General features: G+C 65.9%; 21 protein-coding genes. 17 read left to right on the top strand and 4 right to left on the bottom strand.

What is annotated here, in order from left to right:
- Positions 1-105 precede the first annotated feature (105 nt).
- The 4 genes from trpB to AC6LJ2_RS23170 all read left to right on the top strand — a co-directional run bounded on the left by trpB (position 106) and on the right by AC6LJ2_RS23170 (position 3,917).
- Entirely contained in the window at positions 106-1,305 is a 1,200-nt protein-coding gene (trpB, locus tag AC6LJ2_RS23155) for a tryptophan synthase subunit beta (RefSeq protein ID WP_263910478.1), read from the top strand.
- A 1-nt stretch (position 1,306) separates the two neighbouring features.
- The gene (gene trpA / locus AC6LJ2_RS23160) at positions 1,307-2,173 is read left to right on the top strand and encodes a tryptophan synthase subunit alpha (RefSeq protein ID WP_263910479.1); all 867 of its coding nucleotides are present in this window, start codon (positions 1,307-1,309) and stop codon (positions 2,171-2,173) included.
- Positions 2,174-2,210: 37 nt separating this feature from the next.
- Positions 2,211-3,089, top strand: a complete 879-nt coding sequence (accD, locus tag AC6LJ2_RS23165; protein ID WP_445658412.1) for an acetyl-CoA carboxylase, carboxyltransferase subunit beta — start codon at positions 2,211-2,213, stop codon at positions 3,087-3,089.
- 279 nt (positions 3,090-3,368) lie between these two features.
- Entirely contained in the window at positions 3,369-3,917 is a 549-nt protein-coding gene (locus tag AC6LJ2_RS23170; protein WP_263910481.1) for an acyloxyacyl hydrolase, read from the top strand.
- A gap of 135 nt (positions 3,918-4,052) precedes the next feature.
- Here AC6LJ2_RS23170 and AC6LJ2_RS23175 read toward each other — a convergent pair whose 3' ends face one another.
- Positions 4,053-7,151, bottom strand: a complete 3,099-nt coding sequence (locus AC6LJ2_RS23175; protein ID WP_498152271.1) for an Rne/Rng family ribonuclease — start codon at positions 7,149-7,151, stop codon at positions 4,053-4,055.
- Between the two features lie 508 nt (positions 7,152-7,659).
- On the opposite strand from AC6LJ2_RS23175, the gene AC6LJ2_RS23180 reads away from it, so the two are divergent.
- From AC6LJ2_RS23180 to msrQ, 4 genes are all read left to right on the top strand, one after another.
- Complete coding sequence (locus tag AC6LJ2_RS23180; RefSeq protein ID WP_498152272.1) at positions 7,660-8,625, top strand: RluA family pseudouridine synthase; 966 nt, start codon at positions 7,660-7,662, stop codon at positions 8,623-8,625.
- Between the two features lies 1 nt (position 8,626).
- The gene (locus tag AC6LJ2_RS23185; protein WP_263910484.1) at positions 8,627-9,292 is read left to right on the top strand and encodes an HAD family hydrolase; all 666 of its coding nucleotides are present in this window, start codon (positions 8,627-8,629) and stop codon (positions 9,290-9,292) included.
- A gap of 200 nt (positions 9,293-9,492) precedes the next feature.
- The gene (msrP, locus tag AC6LJ2_RS23190) at positions 9,493-10,455 is read left to right on the top strand and encodes a protein-methionine-sulfoxide reductase catalytic subunit MsrP (protein ID WP_263910485.1); all 963 of its coding nucleotides are present in this window, start codon (positions 9,493-9,495) and stop codon (positions 10,453-10,455) included.
- Between the two features lie 7 nt (positions 10,456-10,462).
- Positions 10,463-11,104 (top strand): protein-methionine-sulfoxide reductase heme-binding subunit MsrQ, encoded by a 642-nt coding sequence (msrQ, locus tag AC6LJ2_RS23195; protein WP_263910486.1) that lies wholly within the window; start codon positions 10,463-10,465, stop codon positions 11,102-11,104.
- A gap of 53 nt (positions 11,105-11,157) precedes the next feature.
- Here msrQ and AC6LJ2_RS23200 read toward each other — a convergent pair whose 3' ends face one another.
- From AC6LJ2_RS23200 to AC6LJ2_RS23210, 3 genes are read right to left on the bottom strand one after another with little or no spacing between them, the layout of a single operon-like run.
- Positions 11,158-11,943: an N-acetylmuramoyl-L-alanine amidase gene (locus AC6LJ2_RS23200; RefSeq protein WP_263910487.1), complete on the bottom strand. Its 786-nt coding sequence runs from the start codon at positions 11,941-11,943 to the stop codon at positions 11,158-11,160.
- 1 nt (position 11,944) lies between these two features.
- Complete coding sequence (locus AC6LJ2_RS23205) at positions 11,945-12,655, bottom strand: SAM-dependent methyltransferase (protein WP_498152273.1); 711 nt, start codon at positions 12,653-12,655, stop codon at positions 11,945-11,947.
- Positions 12,652-13,254 carry a Maf-like protein gene (locus AC6LJ2_RS23210; protein ID WP_263910490.1) on the bottom strand — a complete coding sequence of 201 codons (603 nt, stop codon included), beginning with the start codon at positions 13,252-13,254 and terminating at the stop codon, positions 12,652-12,654. Before AC6LJ2_RS23210 ends, AC6LJ2_RS23205 begins: the two co-directional genes overlap by 4 nt.
- Before the next feature lie 147 nt (positions 13,255-13,401).
- Here AC6LJ2_RS23210 and AC6LJ2_RS23215 point away from each other — a divergent pair, with 147 nt between their 5' ends.
- The 9 genes from AC6LJ2_RS23215 (at position 13,402) to rpoE (ending at position 21,101) form a co-directional block, all read left to right on the top strand.
- A complete protein-coding gene (locus AC6LJ2_RS23215; protein ID WP_263910782.1) occupies positions 13,402-14,004 on the top strand; it encodes a YceD family protein in 603 nt (200 codons plus the stop codon).
- A 52-nt stretch (positions 14,005-14,056) separates the two neighbouring features.
- The gene (gene rpmF, locus AC6LJ2_RS23220; protein ID WP_025137127.1) at positions 14,057-14,239 is read left to right on the top strand and encodes a 50S ribosomal protein L32; all 183 of its coding nucleotides are present in this window, start codon (positions 14,057-14,059) and stop codon (positions 14,237-14,239) included.
- A gap of 59 nt (positions 14,240-14,298) precedes the next feature.
- Positions 14,299-15,366 (top strand): phosphate acyltransferase PlsX, encoded by a 1,068-nt coding sequence (gene plsX, locus AC6LJ2_RS23225; RefSeq protein ID WP_263910492.1) that lies wholly within the window; start codon positions 14,299-14,301, stop codon positions 15,364-15,366.
- Positions 15,366-16,352 (top strand): beta-ketoacyl-ACP synthase III, encoded by a 987-nt coding sequence (locus AC6LJ2_RS23230; protein WP_263910493.1) that lies wholly within the window; start codon positions 15,366-15,368, stop codon positions 16,350-16,352. The genes plsX and AC6LJ2_RS23230 overlap by 1 nt, the downstream gene beginning before the upstream one ends.
- 92 nt (positions 16,353-16,444) lie before the next feature.
- On the top strand, positions 16,445-17,380 hold the full coding sequence (gene fabD / locus AC6LJ2_RS23235) for an ACP S-malonyltransferase (RefSeq protein WP_498152274.1): 936 nt from the start codon (positions 16,445-16,447) through the stop codon (positions 17,378-17,380).
- A gap of 4 nt (positions 17,381-17,384) precedes the next feature.
- Positions 17,385-18,137, top strand: a complete 753-nt coding sequence (gene fabG, locus AC6LJ2_RS23240) for a 3-oxoacyl-ACP reductase FabG (protein ID WP_498152275.1) — start codon at positions 17,385-17,387, stop codon at positions 18,135-18,137.
- Between the two features lie 213 nt (positions 18,138-18,350).
- Entirely contained in the window at positions 18,351-18,590 is a 240-nt protein-coding gene (gene acpP / locus AC6LJ2_RS23245) for an acyl carrier protein (protein ID WP_005012191.1), read from the top strand.
- A gap of 189 nt (positions 18,591-18,779) precedes the next feature.
- A complete protein-coding gene (gene fabF, locus AC6LJ2_RS23250; RefSeq protein ID WP_498152276.1) occupies positions 18,780-20,009 on the top strand; it encodes a beta-ketoacyl-ACP synthase II in 1,230 nt (409 codons plus the stop codon).
- Positions 20,010-20,501: 492 nt separating this feature from the next.
- Positions 20,502-21,101 carry an RNA polymerase sigma factor RpoE gene (gene rpoE / locus AC6LJ2_RS23255; protein ID WP_006223829.1) on the top strand — a complete coding sequence of 200 codons (600 nt, stop codon included), beginning with the start codon at positions 20,502-20,504 and terminating at the stop codon, positions 21,099-21,101.
- The last annotated feature ends 6 nt before the right edge of the window (positions 21,102-21,107 follow it).

Here is a 21,107-nt window from a genome sequence, read left to right on the forward strand (position 1 = left end):
GCGGCGGGGCGCGTCCCCGCCACCGCCCGCGTCAGGTAAAATGACGGGTTGCAAACCGGATTTGCGGCTGGCAGTGGTCAGCCGCGATACCGGGGGAGATGCTTGGTGAAACCTTACGACTTTCCGGATGCCCAGGGCCATTTCGGCCCTTATGGCGGTGTTTTCGTGGCGGAAACGCTGATGCACGCGCTCGACGAGCTGCGTGCGGCCTATGACCATTACCGTGTCGATCCCGCCTTCCTGGAAGAGTTCAACTACGAACTCAAGCATTTCGTGGGCCGTCCCAGCCCCGTCTACCATGCCCGGCGTTGGTCGGACCTGGTTGGCGGCGCCCAGATCTGGTTCAAGCGCGAAGACCTGAACCACACCGGCGCGCACAAGGTCAACAACTGCATCGGCCAGGCCTTGCTGGCCAAGCGCATGGGCAAGCCCCGCGTCATCGCCGAAACCGGCGCCGGCCAGCATGGCGTGGCCTCGGCCACCGTGGCCGCCCGCTATGGCATGGAATGCGTGGTCTACATGGGCAGCGAAGATATCCGCCGCCAGGCCTCCAACGTCTATCGCATGAAGCTGCTGGGCGCCAAGGTCGTGCCGGTCACTTCCGGTTCGCGCACCCTGAAAGACGCGCTCAATGAAGCGATGCGCGACTGGGTCACCAACATCGAGAACACGTTCTACATCATCGGCACGGTGGCGGGTCCTGACCCCTATCCCCGCATGGTGCGCGACTTCCAGACCGTCATCGGCAACGAATGCCTGACGCAGATGCCCGAAGCCATCGGCCGCCAGCCCGACTACGTCGTGGCGGCGGTGGGCGGCGGTTCCAACGCCATGGGCATCTTCCACCCCTACATCCCCTACGAAAACGTGCGCCTGATCGGCGTCGAGGCGGCGGGCGAGGGCATGGAAAGCGGCAAGCATGCGGCCTCCCTGGCTGCCGGCCAGGTCGGCGTGCTGCACGGCAACCGCACCTACGTCATGCAGAATGCCGACGGCCAGGTCCAGGAAACCCATTCGGTCTCGGCCGGGCTGGATTACCCCGGCGTCGGCCCCGAGCACGCCTGGCTCAAGGATTCCGGCCGCGCCGAGTACGTCGGCATCACCGACGACGAAGCCTTGAAGGCCTTCCACGACTGCTGCCGCATCGAAGGCATCATGCCGGCGCTGGAGTCTTCCCACGCCATTGCCCAGGCCGTGAAAATGGCCGCCACGCTGCCGCGCGACGCCGTCATCCTGGTCAACCTGTCGGGCCGTGGCGACAAAGACATGCATACCGTCGCCGAACGTGCCGGTATCGAGCTCTAACATGACGACAACCCGCTCTGATCGCATCGCCGCCGCCTTTGCGCGCACCGCCGAATCCGGCCGCGCCGCGGCGCTGATCCCCTACATTGCGGCAGGCGATCCGTCGCCCGCCGCCACCGTGCCGCTGATGCACGCACTGGTCCAGGCCGGCGCCGACGTCCTTGAGTTGGGCGTGCCGTTTTCCGATCCCATGGCCGACGGCCCCGTGATTCAACGCGCCGCCGACCGGGCCATTGCCCAGGGCGTGGGCCTGGCTCGTGTGCTTGAGCTCGTCGCCGACTTCCGCCAGCAGGACACGGCCACCCCCGTGGTGCTGATGGGCTACGCCAATCCCATCGAAAGCATGGGCCAGGCCGAATTCGCCCGCCGCGCCGAAGCCGCGGGCGTGGACGGTGTCCTGGTGGTCGACTATCCACCCGAAGAGATCGTGGAGTTTGCCGACGTCCTCGGCCGCCACGGCATCGCTCCGATCTTCCTGCTGGCCCCCACGTCCACCGACGAACGCATCCAGGCCGTCGCCAAGGTCGCCCGCGGTTACGTCTACTACGTGTCGCTCAAGGGTGTCACGGGTGCCGGTTCGCTCAACACCGACAGCGTGGCTGAACGTCTGGCCGTCATCCGTCGCTACGTGCGCGACATTCCGGTCGGCGTGGGCTTCGGCATCCGCGATGCCGAAAGCGCCCAGCGCGTGGCAGGCGTGGCCGACGCTGTCGTCATCGGCAGCAAGCTGATTGAAACCATGGAGCAGGCGGTGGCCAACGTCCCCGCGGCCCAGCAAACCGACGCTGCAGTCGCCGCCGCCAGCGGCTGGCTGCGCACCATCCGGCAAGCGCTGGATCAAGTAAAACGACAAAACGCGTCGGCCTGAGCGGCCTGGCGCGACCTCCTAACGGGATGAAACAACAATGAGCTGGATCGAAAAACTCCTGCCTCCTCGCATCAACAAGACCAGCGACAGCGGCGCCCGCCGCGTGCCTGAAGGCCTGTGGGTGAAATGCCCGTCATGCGAGACGGTGCTGTACAGCGAAGACCTGGCTGCCAATCTGCACGTCTGCCCCAAGTGCGACCATCACATGCGCATCGGGGCCCGTGCCCGTATCGATTCGCTGCTCGACCTTGAAGGCCGGGTCGAGATCGGCCAGACCACGCGCTCGGTCGACACGCTGAAGTTCAAAGACACCCGCAAGTACCCCGAGCGCCTGCAGGAGGCCGTCAAGCAAACCGGTGAAACCGACGCGCTGGTGGTGGTCAGCGGCTCGATCCGCGGCGTGCCCGCCACGCTGGCCTGCTTCGAATTCGAATTCATGGGCGGATCCATGGGCTCGGTGGTGGGCGAGCGCTTCGCGCGTGGCGCCCAGGCTGCGCTGGACAACAAGACGCCCTTCATCTGCGTGGCCGCCTCGGGCGGGGCGCGCATGCAGGAAAGCCTGCTGTCGCTGATGCAGATGGCCAAGACCAATGCCATGCTGACGCGCCTGTCGGCCGCCGGCCTGCCGTTCATCAGCGTCCTGACCGACCCCACCATGGGCGGCGTGTCGGCCAGCTTCGCCTTCATGGGCGACGTGGTCATCGCCGAACCCAAGGCGCTGATCGGCTTTGCCGGCCCGCGTGTGATCGAGCAGACCGTGCGTGAAAAGTTGCCCGAAGGGTTCCAGCGCGCCGAGTTCCTGCTGCAAAAGGGCGCCATCGACATGGTGATCGACCGCCGTCAGTTGCGTGAGGAAATTGCCCGCCTGTTGGCGCTGCTGACCAACCAGCCGGCTGACGTCGTCACCGCCGCCTGACCTGCCGCACCGGCTCGCCCAGGTCTTGTCGTCCTGGGTGTGCCTGCTGCCAATCGCCGCTCGCGCCATCGTGTGCCAGCGGCGTTTTCTTTGCCTGCGATGAGGGCGGGTGACGCCCTCATTTCACCGCGTTGGCGGAACAGTGTTTTCCGCGCGGATTGTTGCCATATTGCGACACATTGCGAGCCTTCTGGCCCGGTTTTTGCTATGTTGTGAAGTACCGGAAAATCTCGTGATTCGACCGAGAGTCTTGTCCCAATAAATACGGAGTTCCTCCCAATGCAGTCGACGAAGAAGAAAATGCTCACGCGCCTTGTCGGTTTGGCCCTGGCCGGCGTCGCTACCTTTGCCAGCGCGCAGTCGTCCGAGGGTACCCAGGGCGGCGTAAGCGCCCACTATGGCATTGGTGACCACTACCAACGTTTCACCCTGAACTACGAAACCCCGTCGATCTGGACGTACCAGTTCGGCGGCAACTGGGGGCGTCTGGACCTGACCCCCGAATTCGGCGCGTCGTACTGGTGGGCCAATAGCGGCCGCTCGCCGGGCCACGTCTGGCAACTGAACGCCATCCCGATGTTCCGCTGGTGGACCGGCGATCGCTTCTACCTCGAAGCCGGTATCGGCGCCACGGTGTTCTCCAGCACCCGTTTTGCCAACGAGAACATCAGCACGGCCTTCCAGTTCGGCGACCACGTCGGCCTGGGTTTCCTCCTGACCCCGAACAACCGTATCGGCGTGCGCTATTCGCACTTCTCCAATGCCAGCATCAAGCGCCCGAACCCGGGCCTGGACACGGTTCAGCTGACCTACACCTACCAGTTCTGATCCTTACCCCATCGGCATCAAGAGAACCCTCGGCAGCGAGGGTTTTTTTTCGGCCCGCCGAATCGGCGCATGAAAATGCGGCGCATAAAAAAAGCCCCCATCGCAAGATGGGGGCTTTTGCTCGCGCGGGGCGGCTTAGTGGCGGGTTTCGACCTGAACCAGCGGTTCGTTCGAGACGGCGGCCACCGGCTTGCGCTCGCGGCCCAGGCGCACCGGCGTGTGCGCGGCAGCGATGCGCACTTGCGTCTGAGCGTGGCGCTCGGGGTCGGTTTCCACCCATTGCAGGCCGGCGGCGTTCACCACGTCGTGCAGGGCCTGGGCCTTGGCGGACGGAGCGGTTGCCGGCACCACGATGGGTTGGGCGCTGACCGGCGCCGCAGGCGTGGCGGCCACCACAGGGGCAGCCACGGGAGCAGGCGTGGCCGCGGCCGGGGCCGGAGCGGCCTCGGGCGCTGCGGTCACAACAGGGGCCGGGGTCACGACCGGTTCCACAATGGGGGCCGGAGCGACGGGCGCTGTCGCTTCGGAAACCTGGCTGGCAGGCTCGACAGCCACGGGCGCCGTCACCACCGGAGCGGTGGTCTGCACGGGCTGCTCGGCCACAGGCTCGGCGACCGGAGCGGCCGGCGTTGCGGCCGGCTCCGCCTGGGCCACCGCCGCGGTTTCAGCCGGGCGGGCTTGAACCGGTTGGGCGTCAGGCTGGGCGTCGGCTTGCACGGCTTGCGTGTACACGGGAGCCGGTTGGGCTTCGGCCTGGGCGGCGACCGGCGCGGGGGCGGCGGTCACTTGGTCGGGCTGTTCGCCAGCGTCGTCGTCCGAACCGTCGTCCAGTTGCTCGTCGCTGCCTGCCACGCCAGATTCTTCCTGGCTGCGGCGGCCACGACGGCTGCGGCGGCGGCGGCGCTTGCGTTCCGGATCGGCACCGGCTTCGGCGCCTTCGGCGGAAACGGGGACGCCATCGGCGGATTGCTCGGCGGCCTCGGCTTGCTCGGCCGACGCGTCGACGGGCGGCTTGGCTTCAGGCAGGGCGGTGGCAACCGTCTGGGCCAGCGCGGCAACCATGCTTTCCTGTTCGCTCATCGGGGCGTCGGACTGGCCTTCTTCGCGGCGGTTGCGGCCACGGCCACGGCGGCGGTTGCGGCCGGCGCCGGCGTCATCCCCGTTGGCGTCCACGGCGACGTCAGGGCGGTTCGATGCTTGCGCGGCCTGCACGGCCTGGTCGCGTTCGGCGCGATCGCCACGCTCGTTGCGATTGTTGCGTTCGCCACGTTCCTGGCGCTCGCCGCGTTCGCCTTCAGGGCGACGGTTGCCACGGATGTGGTGGCGGCCGCCTTCGCTGCCCTCGGCGCCTTCCGTGCGGGCTTCGCCGCGACGGTTGCGGTTGCGGTCGGAGCCATGACGTTCGCCACGGCGTTCCTGGCCATCGTGGCCGCTACGGCCCTTGCCGCCGCGCGACGGCGACGAGGCGCGCTTGGCGCTCGCGTCTTCCTGGGCGGCAGGCGCCGTCTTGGCGGGTTCGGCGTTGCCGGTCAGCCAGCCGACCAGGCGCTTGAACAGGCCGCCGAGGCCGGCCGGCTGTGCTTGGGCTGCCACGGGGGCGGGCGCCGGCGCGGGCGTGGACACGGGGGCGGGCTGCGACGGCGTGATGCCCTTGACCAGCGCTTCGGGGCGAGCCTTGATTTCGCTTTCGCGCGGCTGCCAGGGGGCGTCGGTGGCCGGGGCTTCGACCAGCTCGAAGCTGGTCTTCACTTCTTCCAGGCGCGGGTCATCGTGGCGCAGGCGCTCGATGTGGTGATGCGGGGTCTCGAGATGCTTGTTGGGGATCAGCATCAGGTTGACCTTCAGGCGGGCTTCCATCTTGGTGATGTCGGCGCGCTTTTCGTTCAGCAGGTAGGTCGCCACGTCGACCGGCACCTGGGCGTGGACCGCCGCGGTGTTTTCCTTCATGGCTTCTTCCTGCAGCAGGCGCAGGACGTGCAGCGCGCTGGACTCGGCGTCGCGGATCACGCCGGTGCCGTTGCAGCGCGGGCAGGTGATGTGCGAGCCTTCGTTCAGGGCCGGACGCAGGCGCTGGCGCGACAGTTCCATCAGGCCGAAGCGCGAGATCTTGCCCATCTGGACGCGGGCGCGGTCGAAATGGAGGGCATCACGCAGGCGCTGTTCGACGGCGCGCTGGTTCTTGCTGTCTTCCATGTCGATGAAGTCGATGACGATCAGGCCGCCCAGGTCGCGCAAGCGCAGCTGGCGGGCCACTTCGTCGGCGGCTTCCGAGTTGGTCCGCAGGGCGGTTTCCTCGATGTCGGCGCCGCGGGTGGAGCGGGCCGAGTTGACGTCCACGGACACCAGCGCTTCGGTGTGGTCGATGACGATGGCGCCGCCCGAGGGCAGCGTGACCGTGCGCGAGTAGGCCGTTTCGATCTGGTGTTCGATCTGGAAGCGCGAGAACAGCGGGATATCGTCGCGGTAGCGCTTGACGCGCTGGACGTTGTCCGGCATCACGACGCTCATGAACGCGGTCGCCTGGTCGGCGATTTCGTCCGTGTCGATCAGGATTTCGCCGATTTCGGGCGAGAAGTAATCGCGGATGGCCCGGATGACCAGGCTGGATTCCAGGTAGATCAGGATGGGTGCGGAATTGTCGCGCGCGGCGCCGTCGATGGCCGTCCAGAGTTGCAACAGGTAGGACAAGTCCCACTGGAGCTCTTCGACGTTGCGGCCGATACCGGCGGTGCGGGCAATGATGCTCATGCCCTGGGGCAGCTCGAGCTGCTCCATCGTGTCGCGCAGTTCCTGTCGGTCTTCGCCCTCGACGCGGCGCGAAACGCCACCGCCACGGGGGTTGTTGGGCATCAGGACCAGATAGCGGCCGGCCAGCGAGATGAACGTGGTCAGGGCTGCGCCCTTGTTGCCGCGTTCTTCTTTTTCGACCTGGACGATCAGTTCCTGGCCTTCGCGCAGGGCATCCTGGATGCGGGCGGTGCGGACGTCGACGCCTTCCTTGAAGAAGCTGCGGGCCACTTCCTTGAAGGGAAGAAAGCCGTGGCGGTCTTCGCCGTAGTTGACGAAGCACGCTTCAAGGCCGGGTTCGATCCGGGTGATGACACCTTTGTAGATGTTGCCTTTGCGTTGTTCGCGGCCGGCAGTCTCGATGTCGAGGTCGATGAGTTTTTGCCCATCGACGATAGCGACGCGTAATTCTTCCTGGTGCGTCGCATTGAACAGCATGCGCTTCATGAGAGGGTTTCTCCGTTGTCATGACGCGCCGATATCGGCGCGTGACCTCGGGCCACTCGGGCTGCGGCTGAAGCGGGCAAGAAGATGCGGACCGTACCTGGGCGGCGCCCAGGCGTATCCGCCGCGGGTCAGGCGGGCACGTCGTGCCGTGGGGCACGGGGTTCTTTCAGCAGGAGGGTCAGCTTCACTGAATGTGGTTTGACGGAAATGTGCTGTGAACGGCAGTTGCGGTCGGATTGGTTGCCTACACGCAGCTGGTGCTTTAAATATGCGACGATTCTTGCGGTGCTTCAAGCCGCTTGCGGCATGCAACGGACCTGCTGGGACAGCGGGCAAAATGAATGCCACACCACTATCCGGCAGGGCGCGGTTGCGCCGGCGACCAAATGACCCAGGGGTTGAATGAGCAGGCAGTACAATGGCGGCCCACGCGCTCGACGGAGTTGCGTACTTGAGTTGCATCTCTACGCCAGCGGCTGATTCAGCCCCTTAAGGCTGTCCCGATTATATGTCGCTTTCCGCAATGCGCAAAGAAACTTCCTCCCCTATGGCACCCCCTTCCGTCCGCATGGTGGAGGTCGGTGCCGAGCATGCCGGCCAGCGCCTGGACAATTACCTGATGCGCCTGTGCAAGGGCGTCCCCAAAACCCACATCTACAAGGCCATCCGTGGCGGTGAGGTGCGGGTAAACAAGGGACGCATCTCGGCCGACTACCGCGTGGTGGAGGGCGACATGGTCCGCATCCCGCCGCTGCGGCTGCCGGATCCCGGTACGCCCAAACCGGTGCCGGCCGCGGAATTTCCCGTGGTGTTCGAAGATGACGCGATGCTGGTGGTGGACAAGCCCGCCGGCGTGGCCGTCCACGGGGGCAGCGGCGTGTCGTTCGGCGTCATCGAGCAACTGCGCGCCGCGCGCCCCGAGGCCAAATTCCTGGAACTGGTGCACCGGCTCGACCGCGAGACTTCCGGCCTGCTCATGGTGGCCAAGAAGCGCAGTGCGCTGCTGGCCTTGCATGCCATGCTGCGCGAAGGGCGCAGCGACAAGCACTACTTTGCACTGGTCGAGGGCGACTGGGTCAATGACCGCCAGCACATCAAGCTGGGGCTGTCCAAATGGACCACCCAGTCGGGTGAGCGTCGGGTCAAGGTCGACCCTGACGGCCAGTCGGCCCACACCATCATCACCCTGAAACAGCGCTTCGGCCGCTACAGCCTGGTCGACGCCGAGCTGCGAACCGGCCGCACCCACCAGATCCGGGTGCATCTGGCCGCCAGCGGCTTCCCTATCGTGGGTGACGACAAGTACGGCCATGACGAGGTGCGCGCCGAATTCTCGCGCATGGGCTTTGGTCGGATGTTCCTGCATGCCCATCAATTGACCCTGGCCCACCCCCTGACGGGCGAACCGATGACGCTCACGGCCGAATTGCCGCCCGCGTGCCGGAAAATACTGAAACAACTGGAGTCGGTCTGATATGTCGTATTCGCTGGTCGTTTTTGACTGGGACGGAACCCTGATGGATTCCACGCACAGCATCGTGGCCGCCATCCAGGGCGCCTGCCGCGACCTGGAGCTGCCCGTGCCGTCGGCGTCGGATGCCAGCTGGGTCATTGGTCTGTCCCTGGAAAGCGCATTGCGCCGCGCCGTGCCCGAGCTGACCCAGGCGATGCTGCCGCGCTTTCTCGAGCGCTATCGCACCCATTACCTGCTGCGTGACCCTGAACTGCGCTTGTTCGACGGCATTCCTGAACTGCTGACCGAACTGGCCGGGCGGAACGTGCGTCTGGCCGTGGCGACGGGCAAGAGCCGGGTCGGCCTGACCCGCGCCCTGGCCGCGACCGGCCTGGGCCCGATGTTCGATGCCACCCGTACCGCTGACGAAACCTTCAGCAAGCCGCACCCCGGCATGCTGCATGAGCTGATGCAGGAACTGGACGTCGACCCGACTCGGGTCGTGATGGTGGGCGATACCTCGCATGACCTGCAGATGGCGATCAACGCCGGTGTGCACGGGCTGGGGGTGACCTATGGCGCCCATACCCTGAAGGAACTTGAGGGTTGCTCGCCGCAGGCCGTGCTGGAAAGCGTGCCCCGGGTGCGCGAATGGCTGCTCAGCCGGACCCTGGCGGCCGCTGCCTGACGCGGCCTTGCCGCTGAACCGGGGCTTGCCGCGTGCCGGAAGGCGGGCGGGCTGCCCATCTGGCTGGGAACGCCTTTGTCGGGTCCAGGTCTATTCCAGATGCCCGCCGGCAGCGCCGGCGGAATATCATGGGGCCGCGCAACGTCCATGGTTTGCGCGCGGAACGGCAGCGGCCCGTGCCGGCCCCCCAGGAGACCCCGATGCTGATACGCAAGCCCGATGACATCCTTCCGTCCGACATAACTCCCGAGACGGTGTGGCGCTCGCGCCGCGAACTGATCCTGCGCGCAGGCGTGGCTGCGGCCGGGTTGGGCCTGCCTGGGTGGGCGACCCGCAGCGCGTTCGCGCAGGATGCCGGGGCGTTGCCCGGTCAGGCCAATGCCGCGTTCAGCGTCATGGACAAGCAGACGTCGCTGGCGGATGTGACGTCGTACAACAACTACTACGAATTCGGGGTGGACAAGGGTGAGCCCGCCGCCAATGCCGGCAAGCTGCAGACCCGTCCCTGGACCGTCAGCGTCGAGGGTGAGGTCGGCAAGCCGCGCACGTTCGGCATCGAAGAGCTGCTCAAGCTGGCGCCGATGGAAGAGCGTGTCTACCGGTTGCGCTGCGTCGAGGGTTGGTCGATGGTGATCCCTTGGGTCGGCTATTCGCTGTCGGCGCTGCTCAAGCAGGTCGAACCCACCGGCAACGCGAAGTACGTCGAATTTGTCACCGCGGTGCAGCGCGAGAATATGCCGGGCGTGCGCGCCGCGATCCTGGATTGGCCTTATGTCGAGGGGCTGCGCATCGACGAGGCCATGAACCCGCTGGCGATGCTGGTATTCGGCGTCTATGGCAAGGTGCTGCCCAACCAGAACGGTGCGCCCGTGCGCCTGGCGGTGCCCTGGAAATACGGCTTCAAGTCGGGCAAGTCGCTGGTCAAGATCCGCCTGGTGGAAAAACAGCCGGTGTCGTCGTGGATCAAGGCCGCGCCGCAGGAATACGGTTTCTACGCCAACGTGAATCCCACGGTGCCCCATCCGCGCTGGAGCCAGGCAACCGAGCGCCGCATCGGCGAAGACGGCCTGTTCTCGCCCAAGCGCAAGACCTTGATGTTCAACGGCTATGCCGATCAGGTCGCCTCGCTCTACCAGGGCATGGACCTGAAGGCCAACTACTGATCCGCCCATGACCGACGTGAGCCGCACAGCAGCCGCCCGCAAGCCGCAGTGGTCGGCCCGGGCCGTGGGGCGGTTCAAGCCCTTCCTGTTCCTGTTGGGGCTGGCGCCATTTCTCCGTTGGATCTGGCTGGGGTTCAACAACGGCCTGACCGCCAATCCGGTGGAGTTCCTGACCCGATCGTCGGGCACCTGGACGCTGGTCTGCCTGCTCGTCACGCTGGCCATCACGCCCTTGCGCCGCTTGAGCGGCCAGCCGGCGCTGGTGCGTCTGCGCCGCATGTGCGGACTGTTCGCATTTTTCTATGGGGCCATGCACTTCATGGCCTGGGTCTGGTGGGACCGCGGCTTCGATCCGGCGGCCATGCTGCAGGACATTGGCGAGCGCCCATTCATCACCGTGGGGTTTGCTGCCTTCGTGCTGCTGACGGCGCTGGCGGCCACCTCTACCCAGTGGGCCATGCGCAGGCTGGGCAAGCGCTGGCAGCAATTGCACCGCGCCGTGTATCTCATCGGGCTGCTGGCGGTGCTGCACTACTGGTGGCACAAGGCCGGCAAGAACGACCTGGCCCAGCCCGTCTTGTATGCTGCCGTGCTGGCGCTGCTGCTGGGATGGCGGTTGGCGGCGTGGTGGCGCCGCCGCCGCGCCTAGGGCCTGTCCTCGACGTCGATGGCCCCTGCGGCCGCTGCGCCGGCCGGGCAGGGCTACAGCATCGCCAGCATGATTGCCGCGGTTTCGGCATCCGGCTGGCCGTCGTGCACGGCGGGGCGATAGTGCATCTGGAAGGCGGCCAATACGTTGATCGTGGCGCGGTCCAGCGTGCCGTTCTGCGGGCAGGCGTAGCCCAGCCGTTGCAACTGCTGCTGGAACCAGGCGACGTCGGGCGTGCCCTGGGCCTGCAGCCGCGCCAGGTGCGATGCGGCGCCGGCTTCGTCGTACCAGCGGCCTATGCCGGCCGCGGCCAGTTGCTTCCAGGGGAACAGCGGGCCGGGGTCGACCTTGCGCTGGGGCGCGATGTCGCTATGGCCCACCACGTTCTGGGGCAGGATGCCGTTGCGCTGGATCACGTCCCGCAACAGAAGGGTCAGGGCGCGGAGCTGCTTGTCGTCATAGGCGTGCCACTGCCGCTTGCCGTCCTCGCCCTCGGTCCAGCCCGGGTTGACGATCTCGATGCCGACCGACGTGCTGTTCATGGCATTCAGGCCATACCACGCGCTTTCGCCGGCATGCCAGGCGGCACGCGTCTCGTCGACCAGGCGGTAGGTGCGTCCCGACGTGTTGATCAGGTAGTGGGCGCTGACCTGGCCCTGCGACAGGAGTCGCATGGACCGGGCGTCGTCGGCCGAGGTGTAGTGCACCACGACGAAGCGCACCCGGCTGCTCTGGCCGACCGCGGTGACGGAGGTGTCCAGGTTCAAGCCGGCGGGGCCGCGATGGGCGCAGCCGGCCAGGGCCGCGGCGGCCAGAAAGACTGCCAGGAACCGCATCATGTCAGCGCGCCAGGTACAGGAACAGGGTGGGCATCTTGTCCAGCTGCGGGGCGGGCTGTTTTTTCCAATCGGCGATGGTGCGGGTCGCGATCCATTCGTCGGCGGTGGTCAGCGCGCGGGCGATGCACAGCTTGGTATCGCCTTTCAGGCTGGCCAGGAGCGTCGCGAACATGGCGGCGTTGCGGTAGGGGGTTTCGATCAGCAACTGGGTCTGGTTATGCTTGGCGGAATGCTGTTCCCAGGCCTTGAGCTGCTTGGCGCGTTCGGCGGCGTCCACCGGGGCGTAGCCATGGAAGGCAAAACGCTGGCCGCCCAGTCCGCTGGCCATCAGGCCCAGCAGGAGGGAGGAGGGGCCGACCCAGGGCTTGACGGTCACGCCCAGCCGATGGGCGGCGTCCACGACCTTGGCGCCGGGGTCCGCGACCGCGGGGCAGCCGGCTTCGGACACCAGGCCGATGTCGGCGCCCTGGCGCACGGGCTCCAGCCAGGCCTTGATCTGGGTCGCGTCGGTTTTGTCGCTCAGCGTGTGGATGGTGATTTCCTGCAGCGGCCGGGTGGTGCCGATCTGCTTGAGGAAGGCGCGTGCCGTCTTGGCGTTTTCGGCGATGTAGGTGTCCAGCTGGCCGGCCAGGGCTCGCGCGTCGGCGGGCAGCCAGCTTTCGGGAGCGGCCTCGCCCAGGCCGACGGGAATCAGGTGCAGCGAACCACTCATGCGGGCGCTCCCGGGGCGTGCAGTGGGTCCAGGCCGAACTGGCCCAGCATGCGGGTCAGGGCGATCAGGGGCAGCCCGATGATGGCGGTGGGGTCATCGCTCTGGATGCTCTCCATCAGGGCGATGCCCAGGCTTTCCGCCTTGGCGCTGCCTGCGGTATCGTAGGGTTCTTCGGCGCGCAGGTAGGCGTCGATGGCGTGATCGGACAATTGCCGGAAACGGCACCGCGTCACGATGTCGGCTTTTTCCACCCGCTGGCCGTCCGTGACGGCCAAGGCGCTGTGAAATTCCACGATCTGCCCCGAAAGTGCGCGTAACTGGGCCTGGGCGCGCGAAAAATCCCCCGGCTTGCCGATGGGCTGGCCGTCTACCGTGGCTACCTGGTCCGATCCGATGACGAGGCTGCCCGGGTGCGTGGCCGCCACCGCCATGGCCTTGGCGACCGACAGGCGCAAGGCCAGCGCCTCGGGCGTTTCGCCCGGCTGTGGCGTTTCGTCCACATCGGGCGAAATGGCGGTAAAGGGCAGGCGCAGGCGAGTGAGCAGCTCTTTGCGATAGCGCGAGCTGGAAGCGAGGATCAGACCAGGTTGTTGGGGCATGCGGTATTTGACGCTGATACGTAAGTCACAGTATTATCTAACGTTTTGCGGCATTTTTGCAGTGCAACAGTACTGAAACCGTACTTCGTTGCATGCGAGCCTGCCTGCCAATGCACAGGAGGATGTACAGAATCCTGTGCGAAAGGACTGATCATCAAGCCCATCGACGCATTCGCATTCGCCCATCAGGGCAGGGAAGCGCAAGGCACCATACCTCTTGTGCGGTTGGCGCGCGCGGTTGACGGGCTACCCGAACAACCGCTGGGTGATGCCGGGCTGGTGACGTGGTCCGCGCGCGGCGAGATGGGCAAGACGGGGCTGGTGCTAGGCCAGCCGCTCTTGCGCATCCGTGTGCAGGCGAATCCGGTCGTGGTGTGCCAGCGGTGCAATGCGCCGTTCGCCTACCCGGTCGACAGCGAAGTCCTGCTGCAGCTGGTCAAGTCTGAAGACGATCTCGACGACGGCATTGCCGGGGGCGATCACGCCGCCGGCCTCGACGACGAGAGCGACGAAGACGAAGAAGTGGAAGGTAAAGGTTTTGTGTCCAACCAGCCTGAAAAGGTGGTGGGTTCGCATCATTTCGATTTGCTGGCCCAGATCGAAGATGAGCTCATTCTGAGCGTTCCGTATGTGCCCAAGCATGATGTATGCCCGGGCGCGCAGGCCAAAGACAACGAAGCTTCCCAAGAGCCCGTTGTCAAGCGTCCGTCGCCGTTTGCGGTGCTGGAACAACTGAAGCACAAAGATTGAGATCAACATCGGGCCGCATCGCGTACAATGCGCCCCGTTTCTAGGAGTCATCATGGCTGTTCAACAAAACAAGAAGTCCCCGTCCAAGCGCGGTATGCACCGCTCGCACGATTTTCTGGTGAATCCGTCGACGGCTATCGAACCCAACACGGGCGAGACCCATCTGCGTCACCACATCAGCCCCAACGGCTTCTACCGTGGCCGCAAGGTCCTGAAGACCAAGGCCGACGAATAAGGCCCCCGGGCCGAACTCGTACTCGGACCATTTCGGCTGAGCGCTGATACCTGGCACCCGTGATACGCATCGCCATAGACTGTATGGGCGGAGACTTCGGTCTGCCCGTCACGATTCCGGCTGCGATCGAGTTCGCCCGGCAATTTCCGGATACCCGGCTGTTGCTGGTCGGGCTTCCCGACGCTATCGAAGCGGCGCTCTCCGAGCACCGCGACGTGGCGCGCGATCGCCTTGAGATCGTGGCGGCTTCCGAAGTCGTCACCATGGACGACCCGGTCGAGGTCGCCCTGCGCCGCAAAAAAGATTCCTCCATGCGCCTGGCTGCCCAGTCCGTCAAGGATGGGCGTGCCGACGCCTGCGTTTCCGCGGGCAATACCGGCGCCTGGATGGCCATTTCACGCTACGTGCTCAAGACGCTGGACGGCATCGACCGCCCTGCGATCGCCACGTCCATTCCGAACCAGACGGGCCGCGCCACCACGGTGCTGGACCTGGGCGCGAATGTGGACTGCTCGGCCGAGCACCTTCTGCAATTCGCCATCATGGGCGCCGCGCTGTCGCAGGCGGTCGACCATCGCGAGAACCCCACCGTGGGCTTGCTCAACATCGGCGAAGAAGTCATCAAGGGCAACGAGGTCGTCAAGGAGGCCGCCGAGCTTCTGCGCGCCAGTCCCCTGAACTTCTACGGCAACGTGGAAGGCAATGACATTTTCAAGGGCACGGTCGACGTGGTCGTCTGCGACGGTTTCGTCGGCAACGTCGTGCTCAAGTCCGTCGAAGGCCTGGCCAAGATGTTGTCCAGCGTCATTCGCGAAGAGTTCAAACGCAACCTGGTCACGCTGCTGATCGGCGCGCTGGCCAAGCCGGTGCTCAACCGCCTGCGCAACCGTGTCGACAACCGCCGCTACAACGGCGCGGCGCTGCTGGGCCTGCGCGGCGTGGTCATCAAGAGCCATGGCTCTGCCGACGCCTACGCCTTCGGCTTCGCGCTGCAGCGTGCGCGCGAAGCCGTGGTGAGTAAACTGCTTGAGCGCACCGCTCAGACGGTCGCACAGATCAACCAGCGCGTGCAGTCAGGTTCGAGCGCTTCCGCGCTGGAATCGGGCGTGGCTGGGGACACCGCTTGATGGATACCGCAATGAAATATTCCGTGATCGCGGGCACCGGCAGCTTCCTGCCGGAACGCGTGGTTTCGAATGACGCCCTGGCGGCGGAACTGGCGACGCGCGATATCGCCACGTCCGACGAATGGATCGTCGAGCGTACGGGCATCCGCCAGCGCCATTTGGCCGAGCGCGGTGTCACGACCAGCCAGCTGGCCACCGAGGCCTCGCGCCGCGCGCTGGCCGATGCCGGTGTGGATGCGTCCGAAGTCGACCTGATCGTGCTGGCCACGTCCACGCCGGATTTCGTGTTTCCCAGCACTGCCTGCCTGGTGCAGGCGAACCTGGGCGCCAAGGGCTCCGCAGCCTTCGACGTGCAGGCCGTGTGCAGCGGCTTCGTCTACGCCCTGACCACCGCCGACAGCTTCATCCGCGCGGGCCGTGCGCGTTGCGCGCTGGTGATCGGCGCCGAAGTGTTCTCGCGCATCCTCGACTGGAACGACCGCAGCACCTGCGTGCTGTTCGGCGATGGCGCGGGCGCCGTGGTGCTCAAGGCCTCCGACAAGCCCGGCATCCTGGCCGCACAGCTGCATGCCGACGGCAGCCAGATGAAGATCCTCAGCGCCGCGGGCAACGTCGCCTATGGCGATGTCACGGGCGACCCGTTCCTGCGCATGGACGGCCAGGCGGTGTTCAAGCAGGCCGTCACCGTGCTGGACCGATCGGCGCGCGACACGTGCGCCGAAGCCGGTGTCGAGCTGGCCGACGTCGATTGGCTGATCCCGCACCAGGCCAACGTCCGCATCCTGAATTTCCTGGCGCGCAAGCTTGCCGTGCCGGTCGAAAAGGTTGTCATCACCGTCGACAGCCACGCCAATACCTCCGCGGCCAGCGTGCCGCTGGCCCTGGATGCCGCGCGCCGCGATGGCCGCGTCAAGCCGGGTCAGCTCATCCTGATGCAAGGCGTAGGCGGCGGATTCACCTGGGGTTCCGTACTGGCCCGCATGTAAGGGCGAGTCCGGCTCGGGCGCGGCCTGCCGCGTCCGCCCGGATGACGCGCCCGACATTCCCACAGACTCTGAATCAATCCATACGGTCGAACATGAAAATCGCTTTTGTCTTTCCTGGCCAGGGTTCCCAGTCGGTCGGCATGCTGGACGCCTGGTCCGATGTCGCCGCGGCGACCGATGTCGTGGCACGCGCCTCGCAGGCGCTCGGCCAGGACCTGGGCGCGCTGATCGCGCAGGGCCCCGCCGACCAGCTCAACCTCACCACCAACACCCAGCCGGCCATGTTGACCGCCAGCGTCGCGTTCTTCGCCGCCTGGCGCGCCGCAGGTGGCCGCATGCCCGACGTCGTGGCCGGCCACAGCCTGGGTGAATATGCCGCGCTGACAGCCGCCGGTTCGCTGGCCCTTGAAGACGCCGTGCGCCTGGTGCGTGTGCGCGCCGACGCCATGCAGGCCGCCGTGCCGGTCGGCACCGGCGCCATGGCCGCCATCCTGGGCCTGGACGACGACGCCGTGCGCGCTGCCTGTGCCGCCGCTGCTCAAGGCGAAGTGGTCGAAGCCGTCAACTTCAATGCCCCCGCCCAAGTCGTGATCGCGGGCCACAAGGCCGCCGTCGAACGCGCCTGCGAACTGGCCAAGGCCGCCGGCGCCAAGCGCGCGCTGCTCTTGCCGGTATCCGCGCCGTTCCACTCCAGCCTGCTCAAGCCTGCCGCCGACGTGCTGGCCGGCGCCCTGGCGGGCGTGACGGTGTCTGCACCCCAGGTGCCCGTCATCAACAACGTCGATGTCGCCTCGCCGGTCGAGCCCGGGGCAATCCGGGATGCGCTGGTCCGCCAGGCATGGTATCCTGTGCGCTGGGTGGAAACGCTGCGCGCCATGAAGGCCCAGGGCGTGACCCACGTCATCGAATGCGGTCCCGGCAAGGTACTGGCCGGCTTGACCAAGCGCATCGATCCCGAGCTTACCGGCCTGGCCATCACGGATCCGGCTTCGCTTGAAGCCGCGTTGGCCGCGGTTAACGGAAATTAAGAGCATGGAAAACACCTCGATCGAACTGCAGGGCAAGATCGCCCTGGTCACGGGCGCCACGCGCGGCATCGGCCGCGCCATCGCCCAGGAACTGGCCGCGCGCGGCGCAACCGTCGTCGGCACGGCCACGTCCGAGTCTGGCGCGGCCGCCATCACCGAAGCCCTGGCGCCGTTCGGCGGCCGCGGCGTGGTGCTGGACGTGACCAACGCCGAAGCGTGCGACGCCCTGATCGAAGCCCTGGGCAAAGAGGGCGGTGGCCCCCATATCCTCGTCAATAATGCAGGCATCACCCGCGATACGCTGGCAATGCGCATGAAAGACGACGACTGGTCGGCCGTCATCGACACCAACCTGGCGTCGGTGTTCCGCCTGTCGCGCGCCGTGCTCCGCAACATGATGAAGGCCCGTTGGGGACGTATCATCAACGTCACGTCGGTGGTGGGTTCCAGTGGCAACCCGGGCCAAGCCAACTACGCCGCGGCGAAAGCGGGCGTGGCCGGCATGTCGCGTGCCCTGGCGCGTGAACTGGGCAGCCGCAACATCACCGTCAATTGCGTGGCCCCGGGCTTCATCGATACCGACATGACGCGCGCCCTGGGCGAGAACCAGACCGCCGCGCTGCTGCAGCAGATTCCGCTGGGCCGTCTGGGTTCGCCCGCGGACATCGCCCATGCGGTGGCCTTTTTGTCCGGACCGCAGGCGGGTTACATTACCGGCACCACCCTGCACGTCAACGGCGGGATGTACATGCAATAAGTCACGAAGCGCGCGGGCGGCCCAGGCCGCCGCGCCATTGCCGGGCAACTGGCAGGGCAACGCGCGGTTCAACCGGAAACGCCGCACACCGGTATTGCTGCGCCCTCGGGGCGACAGTTCGAAGTGCGCGGTGTTATTTTTGTCACGGCCTGGCGTTTGCAGTACTCTGCGCTTGGCTATAATTCGCGGGATTTTTCCCATTTGGAGATCTGCATGGAAAGCATCGAACAGCGCGTCAAGAAGATCGTCGCTGAACAACTTGGCGTGAACGAAGCCGAGATCAAGAACGAATCCTCCTTCCTTGACGACCTCGGTGCCGATTCGCTCGACATGGTCGAACTGGTCATGGCGCTCGAAGACGAATTCGAGACCGAGATCCCCGACGAAGAGGCCGAAAAGATCACGACCGTGCAACAAGCGATTGATTACATCAATTCGAACGGTAAGCAGTAAGCTCAGCCTATATCCTTCTGGTTGCCCGAAATCCGATTTCGGGGCCAACCGGGAATCGGGGCGGTTTCAGGAATTTGCCGTGTGGTCCACGCGCGGGACGGGGGTTAAAGCCCGACCCGCTTTTGCGTGTTCCGCACGTGCAGCGCATCCCGAAAACCGCCTTTCTTTTGTCTGTTTGAGGAGTCATCCGTGAAGCGACGAGTCGTCATCACTGGCCTTGGTATCGTTTCGCCCGTTGGCAACGACCTGACCACCGCTTGGGACAATATCGTCAACGGACGTTCTGGCATCAGCCGCATCACCCGTTTCGATCCCTCGGCCATCACCACGCACATCGCTGGCGAAGTCAAAGACTTCGACATCAGCACCTATATCTCGGCCAAAGAAGCCCGCCAGATGGATACCTTCATCCATTACGGCCTGGCTGCCGGGATGCAGGCCTGGCGCGACAGCGGCCTGGAAGTCACCGAAGCCAATGCCGAGCGCATTGGCGTGATCGTCGGTTCGGGCATCGGCGGCCTGCCGCGCATCGAAGAAACCCAGGTCGAATACATGGCCAAGGGTCCGCGGCGCATTTCGCCGTTCTTCGTGCCGGGTTCGCTGATCAACCTGATCTCCGGCCGCCTGTCCATCGCCTATGGCATGAAGGGTCCCAGCTACGCCGTCGTGTCGGCCTGCACCACGGGCCTGCACTGTATCGGTGATGCGGCCCGCTTGATCGAGTACGGCGATGCCGACGTCATGGTGGCCGGTGGCGCCGAGTCGACCGTGTCGCCGCTGGGCATCGGCGGTTTTGCCGCCATGCGTGCGCTGTCGACCCGCAACGATGATCCTCAAACGGCTTCGCGTCCCTGGGACCGCGACCGCGATGGTTTCGTGCTGGGCGAAGGCGCCGGCGTGCTGGTGCTGGAAGAATACGAACACGCCAAGAAGCGCGGCGCGCGCATCTATGGCGAGTTCGCCGGCTACGGCATGAGCTCCGACGCGCACCACATCACGGCCCCCGACAAGGACGGCCCGCGCCGCGGCGTCATCAACGCGCTGCGCAACGGCGGCCTGAACCTGGACGACATCCAGTACGTCAACGCGCACGGCACGTCCACGCCCCTGGGCGACAAGAACGAGACCGACGCGCTGAAGCTGGCTTTCGGCGACCACGCCAAGAAGCTGGTGGTGAACTCGACCAAGTCCATGACCGGCCACCTGCTGGGTGCGGCCGGCGGCATCGAAGCCGTGTTCACGACCCTGGCGGTCTACAACCAGGTCTCGCCTCCGACCATCAACATCTTCAATCAGGATCCGGAATGCGATCTGGATTACTGCGCCAACGAAGCGCGGCAGATGAAGATCGACGTGGGGCTGTCCAACTCGTTCGGCTTCGGCGGCACCAACGGCTCGATGGCCGTTCGCCGGGTCTGATTTGGAAGGCCCGGGCCAGGGGCGCTGGACGTTTCGCGTGCCTGTCTTGCGGCCGCGCGGCGTTGCGGCGCTTCCGGCCCTGGGCCTGGCCGCGGCCGCGGTCAGCCTCCTGACGGCGGGCGCCTGGCTTGGCCCGGCCTGGCTGGGCGCCGCCGCTCTGGTGACGCTGCTGCTGGCGGCCGGGCTGTTACACTCGGACCGTAGTGGCCTGTCCCCGGTATCGGCGTTGCGTACGGCGGCCGGGTCTGGCCGCTGGCAGGTGCGCCTGCCAGGCGGCTGGCAGGACGCGGCGCTGGTGGACCAGCATCGCGGGCCGGCATGGCTTACGCTCACCCTGCAGCCTTTGCCCTCCGGGAGTATGGCCTTTAACAACAACAATGTAACTTTCACCGTCTGGCAGCAGACGTTGCGACCCCAGGCCTGGCGGCGTTTGTGCCTGCTGGCTGGTGCGGCGCGACGCCCGTCCCCGGCGGTCCGCCTGCGGGAGGCCTCATGAGCGAGCGCGAAGTCGACGCTGAGCTTGTCGCCCGCGTCCAGCGGGGCGACAAGAAGGCCTTCGATCTGCTGGTGCTCAAGTACCAGCGCAAGATTCTTCGCCTGCTGGCCCGGATGATCCGGGACCCGTCCGAAATCGAGGACGTGGCCCAGGAAGCGTTCATCAAGGCCTACCGGGCCCTGCCCCAATTCCGGGGCGAGAGCGCGTTCTACACCTGGTTGTATCGCATTGCCATCAATACGGCCCGAAATTGGCTCGCCTCGCAGGGCCGGCGGCCGAGCGCGCCCAATGCGATAGAAACGGAAGACGGTGAAACTTTTAACGAAACCGACAACCTAACCGATATAAGCACGCCGGAATCCATGGTGGCCAGCCGCGAAATCGCCGAGACGGTGAACGCGGCCATCGAGGAATTGCCCGAGGAATTGCGCACCGCGATCGTCCTGCGTGAAATCGAAGGTATGAGTTACGAAGACATCGCCCAGAGCATGGATTGCCCCATTGGTACGGTGCGTTCCCGCATTTTTCGTGCGCGTGAAGCCATCGCGACCAAGTTGCGCCCATTGCTTGGCACCGATGCCGAGCGTCGCTGGTAAGGAGTG

The sequence above is a fragment of the Achromobacter sp. 1014246743 genome (genome assembly GCF_059760725.1).

Bases quoted from the DNA above. Each gene is read 5' to 3' on its own strand.
- acpP (WP_005012191.1), top strand. From the start codon at position 18,351: ATGGAAAGCATCGAACAGCGCGTCAAGAAGATCGTCGCTGAACAACTT.
- AC6LJ2_RS23210 (WP_263910490.1), bottom strand. From the start codon at position 13,254: ATGCCCCAACAACCTGGTCTGATCCTCGCTTCCAGCTCGCGCTATCGC.
- fabG (WP_498152275.1), top strand. From the start codon at position 17,385: ATGGAAAACACCTCGATCGAACTGCAGGGCAAGATCGCCCTGGTCACG.
- fabD (WP_498152274.1), top strand. From the start codon at position 16,445: ATGAAAATCGCTTTTGTCTTTCCTGGCCAGGGTTCCCAGTCGGTCGGC.
- rpoE (WP_006223829.1), top strand. From the start codon at position 20,502: ATGAGCGAGCGCGAAGTCGACGCTGAGCTTGTCGCCCGCGTCCAGCGG.
- AC6LJ2_RS23205 (WP_498152273.1), bottom strand. From the start codon at position 12,655: ATGAGTGGTTCGCTGCACCTGATTCCCGTCGGCCTGGGCGAGGCCGCT.
- AC6LJ2_RS23200 (WP_263910487.1), bottom strand. From the start codon at position 11,943: ATGATGCGGTTCCTGGCAGTCTTTCTGGCCGCCGCGGCCCTGGCCGGC.
- AC6LJ2_RS23175 (WP_498152271.1), bottom strand. From the start codon at position 7,151: ATGAAGCGCATGCTGTTCAATGCGACGCACCAGGAAGAATTACGCGTC.
- AC6LJ2_RS23185 (WP_263910484.1), top strand. From the start codon at position 8,627: ATGTCGTATTCGCTGGTCGTTTTTGACTGGGACGGAACCCTGATGGAT.
- AC6LJ2_RS23180 (WP_498152272.1), top strand. From the start codon at position 7,660: ATGTCGCTTTCCGCAATGCGCAAAGAAACTTCCTCCCCTATGGCACCC.
- msrQ (WP_263910486.1), top strand. From the start codon at position 10,463: ATGACCGACGTGAGCCGCACAGCAGCCGCCCGCAAGCCGCAGTGGTCG.
- trpA (WP_263910479.1), top strand. From the start codon at position 1,307: ATGACGACAACCCGCTCTGATCGCATCGCCGCCGCCTTTGCGCGCACC.
- AC6LJ2_RS23230 (WP_263910493.1), top strand. From the start codon at position 15,366: ATGGATACCGCAATGAAATATTCCGTGATCGCGGGCACCGGCAGCTTC.
- rpmF (WP_025137127.1), top strand. From the start codon at position 14,057: ATGGCTGTTCAACAAAACAAGAAGTCCCCGTCCAAGCGCGGTATGCAC.
- AC6LJ2_RS23170 (WP_263910481.1), top strand. From the start codon at position 3,369: ATGCAGTCGACGAAGAAGAAAATGCTCACGCGCCTTGTCGGTTTGGCC.
- accD (WP_445658412.1), top strand. From the start codon at position 2,211: ATGAGCTGGATCGAAAAACTCCTGCCTCCTCGCATCAACAAGACCAGC.
- msrP (WP_263910485.1), top strand. From the start codon at position 9,493: ATGCTGATACGCAAGCCCGATGACATCCTTCCGTCCGACATAACTCCC.